12 protein-coding genes are annotated in these 16149 nt (G+C 58.0%); 7 read left to right on the forward strand and 5 right to left on the reverse strand.

Going from position 1 to position 16149, the window contains the following annotated elements:
- Window positions 1-3 precede the first annotated feature (3 nt).
- Together GOW92_RS06985 and GOW92_RS06990 are read left to right on the forward strand one after the other, a co-directional pair.
- The gene (locus GOW92_RS06985) at window positions 4-1500 is read left to right on the forward strand and encodes an aldehyde dehydrogenase (protein ID WP_170559165.1); all 1497 of its coding nucleotides are present in this window, start codon (window positions 4-6) and stop codon (window positions 1498-1500) included.
- Window positions 1497-2837 (forward strand): NAD(P)/FAD-dependent oxidoreductase, encoded by a 1341-nt coding sequence (locus GOW92_RS06990; RefSeq protein WP_170559166.1) that lies wholly within the window; start codon window positions 1497-1499, stop codon window positions 2835-2837. The genes GOW92_RS06985 and GOW92_RS06990 overlap by 4 nt, the downstream gene beginning before the upstream one ends.
- Before the next feature lie 4 nt (window positions 2838-2841).
- Here the strand turns inward: GOW92_RS06990 and GOW92_RS06995 are convergent, their stop codons facing one another.
- The 5 genes from GOW92_RS06995 to GOW92_RS07015 all read right to left on the reverse strand — a co-directional run bounded on the left by GOW92_RS06995 (window position 2842) and on the right by GOW92_RS07015 (window position 9025).
- Window positions 2842-3576 carry an SDR family NAD(P)-dependent oxidoreductase gene (locus GOW92_RS06995; protein ID WP_170559167.1) on the reverse strand — a complete coding sequence of 245 codons (735 nt, stop codon included), beginning with the start codon at window positions 3574-3576 and terminating at the stop codon, window positions 2842-2844.
- Window positions 3573-4304 (reverse strand): SDR family NAD(P)-dependent oxidoreductase, encoded by a 732-nt coding sequence (locus tag GOW92_RS07000; RefSeq protein ID WP_170559168.1) that lies wholly within the window; start codon window positions 4302-4304, stop codon window positions 3573-3575. Before GOW92_RS07000 ends, GOW92_RS06995 begins: the two co-directional genes overlap by 4 nt.
- Window positions 4305-4315: 11 nt before the next feature.
- Window positions 4316-5419 (reverse strand): mandelate racemase/muconate lactonizing enzyme family protein, encoded by a 1104-nt coding sequence (locus tag GOW92_RS07005; protein ID WP_170559169.1) that lies wholly within the window; start codon window positions 5417-5419, stop codon window positions 4316-4318.
- A 76-nt stretch (window positions 5420-5495) separates the two neighbouring features.
- Window positions 5496-7043, reverse strand: a complete 1548-nt coding sequence (locus GOW92_RS07010; RefSeq protein WP_170559170.1) for a trimethylamine methyltransferase family protein — start codon at window positions 7041-7043, stop codon at window positions 5496-5498.
- A 155-nt stretch (window positions 7044-7198) separates the two neighbouring features.
- The gene (locus tag GOW92_RS07015) at window positions 7199-9025 is read right to left on the reverse strand and encodes a BCCT family transporter (protein WP_170559171.1); all 1827 of its coding nucleotides are present in this window, start codon (window positions 9023-9025) and stop codon (window positions 7199-7201) included.
- Between the two features lie 557 nt (window positions 9026-9582).
- Between GOW92_RS07015 and GOW92_RS07020 the strand changes: the two genes are divergently transcribed.
- From GOW92_RS07020 to GOW92_RS07040, 5 genes are all read left to right on the forward strand, one after another.
- Window positions 9583-10488 (forward strand): LysR substrate-binding domain-containing protein, encoded by a 906-nt coding sequence (locus tag GOW92_RS07020; protein WP_170559173.1) that lies wholly within the window; start codon window positions 9583-9585, stop codon window positions 10486-10488.
- Window positions 10489-10587: 99 nt separating this feature from the next.
- The gene (locus GOW92_RS07025) at window positions 10588-11742 is read left to right on the forward strand and encodes an aromatic ring-hydroxylating oxygenase subunit alpha (RefSeq protein ID WP_170559175.1); all 1155 of its coding nucleotides are present in this window, start codon (window positions 10588-10590) and stop codon (window positions 11740-11742) included.
- A gap of 59 nt (window positions 11743-11801) precedes the next feature.
- Complete coding sequence (locus GOW92_RS07030; RefSeq protein WP_170559177.1) at window positions 11802-12041, forward strand: hypothetical protein; 240 nt, start codon at window positions 11802-11804, stop codon at window positions 12039-12041.
- A gap of 110 nt (window positions 12042-12151) precedes the next feature.
- A complete protein-coding gene (locus GOW92_RS07035) occupies window positions 12152-14572 on the forward strand; it encodes a GcvT family protein (RefSeq protein WP_170559179.1) in 2421 nt (806 codons plus the stop codon).
- A gap of 103 nt (window positions 14573-14675) precedes the next feature.
- Window positions 14676-16145: a flavin-containing monooxygenase gene (locus GOW92_RS07040; protein ID WP_170559181.1), complete on the forward strand. Its 1470-nt coding sequence runs from the start codon at window positions 14676-14678 to the stop codon at window positions 16143-16145.
- Window positions 16146-16149: the final 4 nt, after the last annotated feature.

The raw sequence follows: 16149 nt of genomic DNA on the forward strand, positions 1-16149 counted from the left end.
GACATGGATCTGCAGACACAGGACGAATACCAATCCATCGCCGCAGGCCTGGCCCTGCCGACCGGAGCCTTCATCGACGGCGCCTTCCGTCCGGCGATCTCCGGCAAGACCTTCGAAACGGTGAACCCCGCCACAGGCACAAAACTGGCCGATATCGCCGCATGCGACGCAGCAGATGTGGACTTTGCCGTCGAAAAGGCGCGGGAAGCGTTCGACGATGGCCGCTGGTCTAAAATGCACCCCTCGGATCGCAAGGACGTCCTGATCCGACTGTGCAAACTGATGACCCGAAACGCCCGTGAACTGGCAGTTATGGAGAGCATCGACAGCGGCAAGACCATCTATGACTGCGAAACCGTGGACGTGCCCGAGACGATCCACTGCCTGAAATGGCACGCCGAGGCGATCGACAAGATTTATGATCAGGTTTCGCCTGCCAGCGACGACCACATCGCCATGATCGTGCGCGAGCCGATTGGCGTCGTCGGTCTGGTGTTGCCGTGGAACTTCCCGCTGCTGATGCTGGCGTGGAAGATCGGACCCGCGCTGGCGGCAGGCTGTTCAGTTGTGGTGAAACCGGCGACCGAGACCTCTCTGACCGCCCTGCGTCTGGCCGAACTTGCAATGGAGGCCGGTCTGCCACGCGGTGTTCTGAACATCGTTCCGGGTGGTGGCGCAGAGGTCGGCGAACCCATCGGGCGGCATTCGGATATCGACATGGTGTCCTTCACCGGCTCGACCGCCACCGGCAAAAGGTTCCTGACCTATTCGGCCGAAAGCAACGCCAAGGAAGTGGTGCTTGAAATGGGCGGCAAGAACCCCGCCATCGTGATGGAAGATGCGGAAAACCTGGACCGCGTCGCCGCGCATATCGTCAACGGTGCGTTCTGGAATATGGGCGAGAACTGCTCGGCCTCCTCACGGCTGATCGTGCACAAGGATGTAAAGGCAGAACTGCTGGAGCGCATCGCCCATCATACAAAACAGTGGAATATCGGCGACCCGCTTGACCCGGAAACCCGCATGGGAGCACTGGTTAGCGAAGGCCATTACAACAAGGTTTGCGGCTATCTGGATCAGGCTGAAAACGTGGTGATCGGCGGCAAGGCGGACAAAGGGTTTGTCGAAGCCACCGTAGTCGAAGTCCCTAACAACGACGCCCCCTTGGCGCGGGAAGAGATCTTTGGCCCGGTTCTATCGGTGATAGAGGTTTCGGGTTTCGATGAGGCCATCAAGATCGCCAACGACACCGAATACGGACTGTGTGCGTCGATCTTCACCGCCAACGCCAAACGCGCCATTCGCGGCGCGCGGGCAATCCGGGCGGGTACCGTTACGGTCAACAGCTTTGGCGAGGGCGATATCACCACACCCTTCGGCGGCTACAAGCAATCGGGTTTTGGCGGGCGCGATAACTCGGTTCACGCTCATGATCAGTACACCCAACTGAAAACCATCTGGATCGATTTGGCCGATGATGCGGATGAGGCGGTCGATTGACGACTTATACCGCAAAGCGGCTACCGCAGCAGACTGGTCCGGCAGGGTGGAACGCCATCCTGCCGCCGCAAACACCGCTGCCGCGGCTGGAACAGAACATTGCAGCCGACGTAACGATTGTCGGTGGCGGGTTTGCCGGGCTGAGTGCGGCGCGCCGGTTGCACCAGCTAGACCCTACACTCAAGATTGTCCTTTTAGAGGCCGGGCGCTTTGCCGACGGATCCGCGGGTCGCAATTCGGGTTTTATGATCGACCTGCCGCATGATCTGGCGTCAGACAATTACGCCGGTGAGGGGCTGGAAGCCGACCGCGCGACTATAGCTCTGAACCGCCGTGCCATTGGGTTTGCAAAGAAAGTGGCGGACGAGTGCAACCTGCCGCGGGAAATGTTCGACCCCTGCGGCAAGTTCAACGCGGCCGCCACCCGAGCTGGAGACAGGCACAATCGCGAGTTCGCAACGCATCTGGACCGGTTGGGCGAACCCTACACGCTCTATGATCGCCAACAGATGCAAGAGATCACGGGCAGTCCGCACTATTCCTCGGGCCTTTACGCGCCCGGCACGGTGATGATCCAACCCGCTGGCTATATTCGAGCTTTGTCCTCTGGCCTCTCGGCTCAGGTCGATCTGTTCGAAAACTCACCCGTGACCGGGTTTGAGAAACAAGGCACGGGGTGGCTGGTAAGAACACCTGATGCGCAGGTTTCGACAGGTCGGATCATTCTGGCCAATAACGGCCATTTGGAAAGCTTCGGGTTCTTCGAACGGCGGCTGATGCATATCTGTCTTTACGCGTCGATAACTGAGCGATTGACGCCTGCACAGATCAAGACATTGGGAGGCCAGCCCCGCTGGGCCGTCACCCCAGCCGATCCGATGGGCACCTCAGTCCGGCGCGTCTCGGGCAGTTATGGCGACCGACTGCTGATCCGCACCTGTTCGACCTTCCACCCGACGATCGAGACCAGCCCCATGCGCCTGCGCAATGCGGGCTGGGTTCATGACCGCAAGTTCCGTGAACGGTTTCCGCATCTGCCAGATGTACGAATGGAGCATCGTTGGGCAGGCATGCTCTGCCTCAGCCGAAACGGGTCCGCCGCATTCGGAGAGCTGGACGACGGCATCTTCTCTGCTTGCTGTCAGAACGGTTTGGGGATTGCCAGAGGGACGCTGCAAGGCATGGCTGTCGCAGAATTAATCACACAGAGCGGATCCGAAATCGCGGATCATTTCCTGACCCAACCAATGCCGCCGCGGCTACCGCCAGAGCCGTTTGCCTCACTCGGTGCAAATAGCTATTTGATTTGGAAAGAGTGGCGTTCCGGCAAGGAATGACGTGTCAGGGCAGGCTGAGCTTCGTCATACGGCCACCATCAACAGTGTAAACCTGACCGGTGACAAAACTGGCCTCCTCGGACGCAAGAAAGGCCGCTAACGCAGCGACCTCCTCTGGTCGACCGGTCCGGGTGACAGGGTGAATGCGGCCAATATCACGGCGAAATGCATCTGGATCAGGCTGGGCGTCGATGAATTCCATGTTCAATTCGGTGTCGATCCAACCGGGGGCCACCGCGTTGCACCGGATTCCGTCCGCGCCATGATCGACGGCAATTGCGCGGGTCAAGCCATGCAGCCCGGCCTTCGTCGCACAATAGGCTGCATGCCCGGGATTGCTGCCCAGCCCTTCGATCGAGCCAATGTTGACAATACTTCCCTGCGTATTCCGCAGATAGGGCAACGCGGCTTTGATCAGCAGAAACGGGGCCGTCAGGTTGACCGCCAGGTTGCGGTGCCAGTCATCCAGGCTCATGTCTTCGACAAGGGATTCCTGCATCATGCCCGCATTGTTGACCAGAACATCCAAACGCCCTGCCCGTTCGATAACGCTGGCAATCACTGCGGCTGGGCTGTCCGGATTGCAGAAATCCGACTCGATCGCTTCAAACTCGGTGTCCTGCCCGCGCTGCGCGGTAAACACCCGCGCCCCGTCCTGACGCAGTCGTTCAGCAATGGCCTGACCGATCCCGCTGCGGCCGCCGGTGACAAGAGCGGTTTTGCCATTAAATCGGGTCATGATACCGGCTTGCCTCCATTCACTTCCAGCAACGCACCGCACACATACCGCGACGCATCCGAGGCCAGAAACAGGATCACGTCGGCAATATCCTCTGGTTCGGCAATTCTGCCCAAGGGAACAGTCTGTCCCAGCTCGGCCACCGCGGTGTCCGGGTCGAACCCGCGCTTGGCGAACCCGGACCGCAGCATAGGCGTGTTCACCTCGTTCGGGCAAACGGCGTTGATGCGGATGCCCTGATGGGCGTGGTCCATCCCCATACATTGGGTCAGCGAAGCGATCGCGGCTTTGGTCATGCAGTAGACCGCATGGTTTGGGCCAGGACGCAGGCCCCAACAGGATGCGGTGTTCACAATCGCCCCGCCGCCGTTGGCAGCCATAATCGGAATTGCAGCGCGGCAAATGCGAAATGGGGCCTCGACATTCACTCCCAGTGACAAGGACCAATCCTGATCCGAGGTTTCGGTAACGGCACCACGCGCAATGACGCCTGCGTTGTTGACCACAATGTCCAACCCGCCCAGCGTATCCGCCGCCCGTTTCGGCAGCGCATCGGCATATGCCGCGTCCAGCAGGTCACCGGGCAGATGAGCCTCGGCATCCACCCCTTCGACCATGCGGTCGGCGACGGCGACTCGCGCACCGGCGGCACGCAACCGCCGCACCAGAGACCCCCCGATCCCACCGGCCGCACCCGTGACCAAAGCTGATTTTCCCATGAAATCCATGGCTTGCTCCCTCAGAACGACGCGACCGGCGCGCCAAAGCGGGTTTCGTCGGGCACGACACCCAACCCCGGTCCAGTCGGTACTTGGATGTGCCCACCGTCAATCCGGATTCCATTCTGGGCATCGTAGTTGCCTTCGATGTATGGCGCGGCCAGCCAAACACCTTCCAGCAGATCGGGTCGGACCGTCGCGCCAATATGCACGCAGGCCGCGGCGATAATGTCCCCGCCCCAACTGTCGTCGCAGGTATGAGGCAGATTGCGCGCCTCGCAGAGGTCTCGGAACGTGCGCATTGGCTGCAGGCCACCAATCCGCGTGACTTTCATACCAAACCCATCCACCAGGCCAGTGCCGGCCGCTGAGATAACGGTGTTCAGATCGGTGGAGTTCTCGTCCATGTAGATCGGATGGCCAAGTTGTGGCCGTATCTTTTGCAGGTCCTCAATCGTGTTGCAGGGTTGTTCCATGACAAACGGGATATCCGGGCATTCGCGACTGACGCGCAATGCATCGCGGGTTGTCCAACCTCGGTTTCCGTCCACGGCCAAGCGCATTCCGGACCCGCCAATGACCTCCCACACTTTGCGGATGGTTTCGATGTCAACCTCAACCGGCCGGCCGCCAACCTTGATTTGCAGTCGCGGATAGCCTTCGGCCAATTTTCCTGCTGCCAGAGTTGCGATATCATCCGGCGCCCCAACACCAGTCGCGTAATACGACGGAACCTTGTCCACTTCGGCACCGCCGAGCAGTTCCGATACGCTGACCCCAAAATGCTTGCCGAGCAGGTCATGCGCTGCAATGTCTATGGCCGCTTTGGCGTAGTTGTGGCCGTTTAGAAGTCCATCCATCCGACGGTGCAGCCCCAGCAGCGAAACCTCGGCGCCTAGCAACCCATTTGCCATTTGGGCCACAGCGGCACGCGCACCAGCGGCGTGTGCCTCGGCATACGTAGGGCCAACCGGGCAAGTCTCACCCCATCCGACCAATCCATTGTCGGTCACCAACTTAACCAGTGTGGCGTCCAGCGCCCAAACCTCGGCGTTGGCCATTGTATAGGGACCGTTCTTGACCGGCAGATCGTGGCTATAGATGTGAATTTCGGTAATTTTCACTGCAGATATTCCGTCGTGTCTTGAAAGGAAAAAACCCGCCCTGTTGTCGGGCGGGCAAGTCTCGGGGGAGATGATCCTAGTAACTCTGGTTCAGTTCTTCAGCCGCCGGGATCTCGCGCTCGCGCCGGGCGATGTATTCCAGCAGGGCTTCGTTTTTCGCCTCGTCCAGTTTGGGTTCCTCATATTCGGCCAACAACGCGCGCGCCCGACCCAGAGCGCGTTCCGTGATTTCGACACTTCCTTCGGCCTGCCATTGTTCAATCGAGTTGTTGTCGAACAGTTCAGGCATGAAGAAGGCGTCCTGAAAGTTGTCCTGCGTGTGGGGGTGGCCCAGGTAATGTCCTCCGGGCCCGACATCTGGTACGGCAGCCAGGGCTTGATCGAAATCGTGCCACTTGGGCCCTTCGGCCATGCGGTAAGCCATGGCGCATTGTTCGGCATCTACGATGAACTTGGCGACCGAGCAGTGCATCCCCGCCTCGTTCCACCCGGCGGAGTGCCAGATGTAATTGGCACCAGCATGCATGACCGCCTGTAGGGTCGTTGCAGATTCATATCCGGCCTGCGCGTCGAACGTCTTGGCCCCGCCCAGGGTGTTCGACGTGCGCCAGGGCACACCGTAATAGCGTGCCATTTGGCCGATCATGAAGTTCATCAAGCTGATCTCGGGCGTGCCCGCCATCGGCGCACCGGACTTCATCGACACAGTCGACAGGTAGTGACCATAGATCGCCGGTGCACCCTTGCGAATGACCTGTGTGTAGGCCAGCGCACTGAGAGCCTCGGCATTTAACTGCGCTACGGTGGCCGGAACAGATGCAGGCGTGTTGGCGCCCCCCAGAACGAAGGGCGAGCAGAGCACCGGTTGCTTGCGACGACAAAAAGCGCGCATCGCACCCAGCATGGTTTCATCCCAAACCAAGGGCGAGTTGCCGTTGCAGTTGCCGGTGGTTACCGGATGGTCCTCTAAGAACGCCTCGCCGAACAGGATTGCACACATATCCATCACATCCTCGGCGTTCTTAGGCGAGGTGGTCATGCCCATGAACGTCTTGTCCGAATGCTTCATCGAGGAATAGGTGATGCGCAGGTGCCGTTGACTGATCGGGTGATCATACGGTTCTACGATGTGATGCGCCGAAGAATGCAGAGCAGGCATCATATGGCTGAGCTTGTGAAACATTGCCAGATCGTCCAGCGTCGGGTTGCGGCGCACGTCGTCCAGATCGCGCAGGAACGGCGCACCGGTCATCGGCACAAAGATCGAGTGCCTGCCACCCAATCGAACATTCTTTTTAGAGTCACGTGCGTGGTAGGTGAAATCACTTGGGATAGTGGCAATCAACTCGCGCACCAGGCCACGGTCCAGGTAGACCAGTTCGCCTTCTACTTTGGCACCGGCTTTCTTCCAGTCCTCCAAAGCGATGGGATCGCGAAACTGAACACCGACATTTTCCAGAATGTCCATCGAGGCGGCATCGATGCGTTCGACCTGGCTGCCGTCCATCACTTCACACAATGGAATGCCACGGGTCAGGCCGGGCAACATATCAAAGTTCGGGGCGGTGCGTAGGGCGCGACGGGCAGAGCGTCCGCCAGAGCGTGTCGCAGTACGAATATTCACGGTGCAATCCTCCAATCTTGATAACCAGACTGACGGATTCGGCGGCTTTGCACCTCACTGATTGCGATATCTGTTTGCAGGAAGCGACACAGGCAACCGAACGAAAAACGCCGCCCCGGTCGGGGCGGCGTCTGTTTTGGCACTATGAGCAATACTTATTCAGCGGCCTGTGTGCTTGTATCAGAGTGCTGGTCACGCCGACCGTCGCGGTAGAGCGCCTTGGCCAACGACACCATCATCAGCCCCATAACCATGGTAAATGGTAACGCGCCAATGATCATAGCGTTGCGCAACGCGTCCATCGGATTGTTTTCGCCTGCTGCCAGGATCAAAGCACCGATCACGGCTGTAAGAATAACACCCCAGATGATGCGATGCTTGATGCCGGTTTCCTGGCTGCCACCCGACATGATGGTGTTCATCACTAGAATGCCCGAGTCCGCGGAGGTCACCAGGAAGGTCATGATCAGGATCACGCACATGACGTTCAACATGGACAACAGCCCACCGTCGATCATGTAGGACAGTGTCACGAACAGCTTATTGGTGTTCGACGCACCGATGATCGCGCCTTCAGCAGCACCGGCCAATTCCAGATCAATCGCAGTACCGCCCAGAATGGTCATCCACGCAAAACATACCAGCGCTGGCGCGAACACACAGCCCAGAATGAATTCGCGTACAGAACGACCCTTGGAGATACGCGCAAGGAACAATCCCACAAACGGCGAGAATGCAATCCACCAGGCCCAATAGAAGGTGGTCCAGCCCGACTGCCAGCCAAACTGACGGCCTTGCTCACCCGCAGCGTAAACTGCAGCCAGAGTGTCATCGCTCAGCTCTGCAGCGGCACCTTCGAGACCGCTCTTAAAGCCATCAAAGCTGCCCCATGCGTTCGTTGCGCCACCCACCAGGTCAGCCGCATGCGCCTGTGCTTCCGCAGGCAGAGCCGCAGTAAAGGCTTCAACCGACAACGGACCATATGCACCAAAGCTCATCGAAAGGAAGTGCAGCAGGTAGTCAACCAGGGCCGTGCCATAGGTCGTCATGGCAAAGACAAACGAGCCGAATACGACAAAGGTGCCCAGCAGGATGATCGACAGAACAAGGTTCAGGTTCGACAGGTATTTAACACCGCGACCAACACCCGACACCGCCGAAATGATCGACAGTCCCATGATGACAACCAGACCTGCGATCAGGCCAACTTTGCTCGGGGTCGGCACTTCACCACCAAAATCCATGATCCATCCCATCCCGGTGATGGCATACAAACCGTCGATGAACTGGCTGACACCAAACCCGATGGTAACGGACACGCCGAGAATTGTTGCAACAACGCCCAGAACGTCAACGACATGGCCAAGAAAACCGTTCATCAGGCGACCAAACAGTGGGGTAAGTGCCGCGCGAATGGTCAAAGGCATGTCACGGGTATAGGCGTAATAGGCCAGCGACAGACCGGTCACCACGTAAATCGCCCAGGCGTGGAAGCCATAGTGCAGGAAAGTGTACCGATAAGCCGACTGAACGGACTCTGGGTCGTTACCTGCAACAGCGCCACCTACAACCTCGGGGTTTGACCCCCACAGTCCCAGCGGTTCAGCAGTCGCAAAAACCATCAGGCCGACACCCAGACCAGCGCCGAACATCATCGAGAACCAAGAGAAATTTGAGAATTCAGGCTTTTCGCCCGCTGTTCCCATGATCCGCTTTCCGGTTGCCGGGAGGGCTGCCACCACGACGAGGAAGAAGACAAACAAGCCAACAATGACAATGTAGAAGCTGTTGAAGATTTCCAGGATCTTGCCATTCCAGCTGCCGAGTGTGCTATTGGCATTGGCCGGGAAAATAAGCGCCCACAGTACAAGGGCAACCATTATGCCCTTACTGATCAGCGCGATTGGCACGCTGTAGTTTTCATAGAAACCGGCATCCGCCGTTTCTATCTCTAGATCCGTAAAGGGTTCGGGTATCGACATGTTGCTCCTCCGTGATGTCGTATTAATTTCGAAACTGTCTGTGCATTTCCCGCCATTTACCCAATCGCTTCTTACGTGGGAGATGGTGCTGCAGCAGACGTATCGGTTCTTTCTTGTTTCGTTCCTGTTTATCAGAAATGCTTCTCAGCGGCATGGTTCCGCGCCTGCTGGGTTGCATTGAATTCAACACACATTCCAATCTGGCGATATGCAGCCGTACCAACCGGGAGTGAGTTCCACGCCTCCTTCACTTTCCCTTTCGGCTTTCCCCGGTGGTCAGTTTGGGACGTCGTTAGGTCGCAGGCCCGTCACATGACGTCGGGATTTCGCTATTGAAAAGCCTGCAAAACACGACATTTGTTGGTAGAACTGACTATAGTGGCGCTCCGATCTAAATTCGGCCAGAACCGACGCATTGGCGAAAAATGCGACATTCGCCGTTAACATGAGCCAAAAGAACATCAAATCTTTAAAAGCGCTATAGCTTTCACCTTCAAAAAAACTAAAACTGAGTTGACAAAAACTAAACTAAACCGAATAGCGATTCACCAGCCACTATGTCCCGACGCCATTACAACCTGCCGCCGCTGACAACATTGTCAGCCTTTGAGGCCGCCGCCCGTCACCTGAGCTTCAAGAACGCCGCCGTGGAATTGTCTGTCACGCCCGGTGCGGTCAGTCACCAGATCAAGGCGCTTGAAGGCGATCTGGACACGCCTCTCTTTCAACGCAAGCATCGCGGCGTTGACCTGACCGAAGACGGCAAAGCCCTGTACGAGGCGCTGTCCACGTCCTTTGGGCGCATCTCGAAAACGCTGAGCATGATCCGCGACCGATCCACGGCCGGAAAGGTGACCGTAGGATCGACAACAGCGGTTGCCGCGTTGTGGTTGTCTCCGGCCGTTATTCGGTTCTGGCGTGACATGCCCGAGGTCAATGTGGATCAGCTGTCGCAGGACCGACCCTTTCGCGATCGCCCAGACGTCGACTTTTTCATCCGCTACGGGCGGGACAGCGATCCGAACCTGTCACATACGCCGCTGTTTCGCGACCAGCTTGTCCCTGTTGGCAGCCCCGAGATGGCAGAGAGGCTGGCAGATGCCGGTCTCGAGGATCTGACGTCTGAACGGCTGATCCACCTGGATTCAGAAGACCGCACCTGGACCACGTGGCCCGAATGGTTCCAGCAGTTGGGATATAACGGCACCGTACCCGTTGAATCCCGCGTCAACAGCTACTCGGTCGCGCTGCAGCTGGCGCGGAAGGGTGCCGGGCTGGCGCTAGGTTGGCAGCGGTTGATTCAACCTATGCTGCAATCAGGTAAACTGGTTCCTATTGGCACGCATCAAGTGCCCGCGCCGAACCAGTTTTACCTGGTCGGACGCCGCGACGAAGAGCTCTCAGAGAGCGCCCGCGCCCTGAAAAACTGGATCGTTCAAGAGGTTCAGGAAGGCTCGGTTTAGGTGAAATCACCCTCTGATGAGCTTTTCTGATATTGAGGCAGGCAGGTTCGATCCGCCAATAGGGATAAAAAGCATCCAGCAAAACCTCAGGAGAGCCCGATGAACAAGCATAGCGCGCTGTCTTCCGTTCTGGCCGATGTAAATGTCGCAAATGGCCTGCCGAACGAACACTATGTCGACCCGGCCGTTTTCAACGAAGAAAAACGATCTGTGCTGTATGCCAACTGGTCCGGCATCGGGTTCGGCAAGGACGTACCAGAAGAAGGTGATGCAAAGCCGGTCGATTTTCTAGGCATGCCGCTGTTGGTTGTTCGGGACAAGGATGGCGAGGTTGGCGTTTTCCAGAACACCTGCCGCCACCGTGGGATGATCCTGGTGGACACGCCGCGCAAAATCGGCGGCGCAATCCGCTGCCCCTATCACAGCTGGTGCTACAGCCTGAAAGGCGAGCTGCGTGCAACTCCACACGTGGGTGGCCCAGGCCAGAACAAGCACGAGGACGTCAAGCGCGAAGACCTGGGCCTCGTTCGCGTACGCTCCTATGTCTGGCGGGATGTGATCTTTGTGAATGTCGATGGCAATGCGCCTGAGTTCGAAGAGGTTCACGGCCCTCTGCTGGAACGTTGGAAGGAATTTGAGAAACCCGTCTTCCACGGCGGTGAAACGTCCTCATTCAAGCTTGACGTCAAGACCAACTGGAAGCTGGCGGTCGAGAACTATTGCGAAAGCTATCACCTGCCATGGGTGCATCCCGGTCTGAACAGTTATTCGCGGCTGGAGGATCACTACAATATCGAAGAGCGCGGTCAGTATTCGGGCCAAGGGACCCTGGTTTACCGCCAACTGACAGATCAAGACGGCGCAACCTTCCCGGATTTTGACGGGCTGAGCGACAAGTGGAACGAAGGCGCTGAGTATATTGCGGTTTATCCAAACGTTCTGCTGGGCGTGCAGCGCGATCACGCATTTGCCATTGTGCTGGAGCCAGTCGATCAGGAAAACACCGTCGAACATATCGAGCTGTACTACGCCAAAAGCGTTGATGACACTCCGCAGCATGATGGACTGCGTGCTTCGAATGCGCAGCTGTGGAAGACTGTATTCGAAGAGGATGTCTTTGTCGTCGAAGGCATGCAGAAAGGCCGACATGGTATGTTGTTTGACGGCGGTCGGTTTTCGCCCGCTATGGACGGGCCGACGCATAACTTCCACCATTGGGTCGCGACGCAAGTCGAAAACGGCCGCGCAGGCTAACCTTATTGGATCGGCCAGCCAGTCAAAGGTTGGCCGGTCGACGACAAATAGGGACACCTATGGACAAACAGGAACTGGATCGACTTCTACTGGACGCGCATGATCGCAAAGATCCTGCCGACCTGATCCGGTACTACACCCTGGCCGCGGATGAGCGCGAAACGGCGCGGGACATCGACGCGGCCTGCTTTTACCTGACACATGCCTTCATTTTCGCGCTGGAATCCGGCGCGCCAGAAGCTGATGCGCTGAACCAGCGGCTGGTCGCCTATGGCCGGGCGCACAAGCTGAATTTCTGAGTTTAGCCTTAGATTAAACTCACTCAACCCAACTTGAAATTTATGTCCGTTGCCGGCGCTATTGCGATGATGACACATGGCGGCGGGACCAACTTTGATACGGCAGGCTCATGAAAACGAATGCACAGGCGGTGGTGATTGGCGGCGGGGTGATCGGGTGTTCGATCCTCTATCATTTGACCAAACTGGGATGGTCGGATGTGGTTCTGCTGGAACGGGATGAACTGACATCCGGGTCCACTTGGCACGCCGCGGCGAACATCCACGGGCTGCACGACAGCACCAATATCAGCCGCATTCAGCACTACACGATGAACCTGTACAAAGAGCTTGAAGCCGAAACCGGCCAAAGCTGTGGCGTGTTCCAGCCCGGTTCGCTGTATCTGGCGCAGACCGAAGAACGCGAACATCAACTGAAGTTGCAGGCCGCTAAGGCCAAGCTTTACGGCATGAACTTTTATGAGATCAGCATCGAAGAGGCCCAGCGACTAAACCCACTGGTCAACTACGATGGCATCCGCTGCGTGATGTACGAACCTGACGGCGGCAATGTGGACCCTTCGGGCGTCACAAATGCCTATGCGGTGGGCGCCCGGCAGCGTGGGGCCGAGACTCATCGCTTCACTCCGGTCACCGCGACCGACCAGCAAGAAGATGGCACCTGGATTGTGCGGACTCCCAAAGGCGATATCCGTACCCCTTGGGTCGTCAATGCCGCCGGTCTGTGGGGTCGCGAAGTCGCTAAATTGGCTGGCATCGAGCTTCCCCTGCAACCGACCGAGCATCAGTATTTCGTGACCGAAACCATGGCGGACGTGGCCGCGCACGGCACGCGCTTGCCTTCGGTCAGTGATCGCGACGGCGAATACTACCTGCGGCAGGAAGGTCAGGGCCTGCTGGTTGGCGCCTATGAAAAAGACATGAAATTCTGGGCCGAGGACGGTACGCCACTCGACTTCGCGCATGATCTCTTCCCCGACGATCTGGAACGGATCGAAGAGAATATGATGAACGCCATCGAACGTCTGCCCGCCGTGGGTGAAGCCGGTATCAAGCGGGTTATCAACGGGCCGATGATCTGGTCGCCCGACAGCAACGTGTTGATGGGCCCAGTGCCCGAGGCCGACGGCTATTTCTGTTGCAACGGTATCATCCCCGGCTTCTCACAATCCGGCGGGATGGGCCTGATGGCGGCGCAATGGATCATCGAGGGTGAAACGCAGTACGATATGTTCGCCTGGGATATGGCTCGGTTCGATGACTGGGCGACGAAAGAGTTCACAATGGCCCGCGTTCAGGACCAGTACGCCCACCGGTTCGCAATTCACTTCCCCAACGAAGAGCGCAGCGCAGGTCGTCCGGCGCGGACGCGCCCTGTATACGACACGCAGGCCCAAATGGGAGCCGTCTTCGGCCTGAATGCTGGTTGGGAACATCCGCTATGGTTCGCAGACACTCCGGGCGCCAAAGACACCAATGGTTTTACGCGTCAGAACTGGTGGGGACCGGTTGGCGAGGAATGCCGTATGCTGCGTGACCGCGCAGGGATCATCGACATCTCGAACTTTGCCAATTATGTCTGCAAAGGCCCCGGGGCCGAGGGTTGGCTCAACGCAGTTTTCGCCAACACTATGCCCAAGGCTGTAGGTCGGTCCTGCCTGACGCCGCTGATCTCGAAACGCGGAGGAATCGCTGGGGACTTCACCGTTACCCGCGTGGCCGAGGACGAATTCTGGATCATCGGTTCCGGCATGGCGGAACGCTATCACAAACGGTTCTTCAAGCAGGTTCCTCTGCCCAAGGGCACCACTTTCGAAAGCAAGACCCATGCTGTGTGCGGGTTCAACGTCGCGGGCCCAAAATCGCGCGAGATTTTACAACGACTCACTAATACCTCACTCGCCACCGAGGATTTTCCGTTCATGCGGTCGGCGAAAATCGAACTGGCCGGGATCAAGGTGCTGGCCCTGCGGGTCTCGTTCACGGGTGATCTGGGGTGGGAGGTGCACTGCGCCACCGAAGATCAGGCCAACCTGTACGACGCGCTGCTTCAAGCCGGTCAGGAATTTGGCGCGGGTCCAGTTGGCAGTCGGGCATTGATGTCTTTGCGCGTCGAAAAGGGGTATGGGTCGTGGAGCCGCGAATACAGCCCCGAATACTGGCCGCATGAGGTAGGTCTGGATCGGTTGTGCAAGTTCAGCAAAGACTTTCTGAACAAGAACGCAGCCGAGACTGTTTTGACCAACCCTGCCCGCGAACAGCTTGTCCTTTTGCAACTGGATGAGGCAGACACCAGCGCGTCGAACGCCGACGCGACTGGCGGTGAGCCAATCTTCAAAAATGGTCAGGGTATCGGCCGCGTGACCTCTGGCGCTTATGGTTATTCCGTCAGCATGTCTCTGGCGCTTGGCTTTGTGACCGGTGCCAAAGCAGGGGATGAGGTCGAGGTGATGGTATTGGGACATCCGCACAAGGCGACCATTCTTTCCGAGCCGCCTTTTGATCCAAATGGTGAAATCCTGCGCGGCTGAATAAACCGAGAACGGCGCCTGACCCTACGGGAGGCTGTTCTCACGCATTCCAGCGCCTATAGTCTGACCCAACCATATCGGTCGTTTTGGGAGGGACGGGCGCATGGAATGTCAAACCGATATGCTGATCGTCGGCGCCGGGTTTTCCGGCCTGACGATGGCGATTGAGGCCCGCAAACGCGGCATCAAGAATATTGCGATCCTTGAAAAAGCGAATGAGATTGGCGGGACATGGCGTGAGAACACCTATCCCGGTGTCGCTTGTGATATCCCATCGCACCTCTATTCCATGGCAACGCATCTGAACCCAGACTGGAGCCGAGCCTACGCGGGCGGCGCTGAAATTCAGGCCTATCTGAAAAAGGTCTGCCTTGATGAGCGGATTTACGAGCTATGCCATTTCGGTCAGCAGCTGAAATCTGCCCGCTGGGATGGCATGCGCTGGCAGGTGGAAACCGAAAGTGGGCAGCGCTGGTCGGCGCGGTTTCTGGTCTCGGCCATAGGGGCACTGCATCTGCCCAGCATCCCCGATTTACCCGGTGCGGACAGTTTTCCCGGGCCTTGCTTTCACTCTGCCGAGTGGGATAACGACACGCCGCTGGAGGAAAAACGCGTCGCAGTTGTCGGAACCGGCGCATCCGCTGTCCAGTTTGTTCCAGAAATTGCGAAAACTGCTGCACACGTCACAATCTTTCAACGCAGCGCCCCCTATGTCCTGCCCCGCCCGGATGGCCCGATCGCGCCCTGGTTACGCCGCCTTTACCGCAGCATCCCGGTGTTACCTTGGGCACGCCGGAAACTGATTTACATGGTCTTCGAGTATCGCCACCGCGTGTTCCGCGGCGAAAAACGGATGGTAAATTTTGCCATGAAGATGTGGCGCAAATCGTTGGAAAGCGCGATCGCAGACCCGGGTCTGCGCAAACAGCTGACGCCGGACTATAGTATCGGTTGCAAACGCATCCTCAGCTCAAACGATTGGTACCCGGCGCTGGCGCGTGAAAACGTGACGGTGCTCCCGCACGGTGTGGCATCAATTGAGGGCGATCAGATCATTTCATCTGACGGAAGCCGTACACAGGCCGACGTCCTGATCTGGGGCACCGGGTTTCATGTCACAGATGTCGTCGAGCGCCTCGACATAACTGGATCCGATGGACTGACATTGCGCCAGGCATGGTCGGACGGAATGAAAGCTCATCTGGGTACTGCCATCGCAGGTTTCCCCAATTTCTTCATCTTGCTTGGGCCACACACCGGCCTCGGTCACAACTCGGTTGTGCTGATGATCGAAGCACAGGTTCGCCACATCGGCCGAGTGCTGGACCAGATGAACCGCGACGGACTGCAGATTATAACACCCCGCCCGGACTACCAGGAAGCCTTCGAACAGGAGATGCGCGAACGGCACAAAGGCAGCGTATGGCAGGTGGGTGGCTGCGCCTCATGGTATCAGGACGCAAAGGGCCGGAACACGACGCTTTGGCCCGGGACCGTTTCAGAGTATGAAAAGCGCATGGCGCAATCCGGGCTGGAACAATACCACCCTGCCCCTTCCTCAGGCGGAGAGTGATGAG

The organism is Ruegeria atlantica (genome assembly GCF_013032505.1).
Taxonomy (GTDB): Bacteria; Pseudomonadota; Alphaproteobacteria; order Rhodobacterales; family Rhodobacteraceae; genus Ruegeria; species Ruegeria atlantica_F.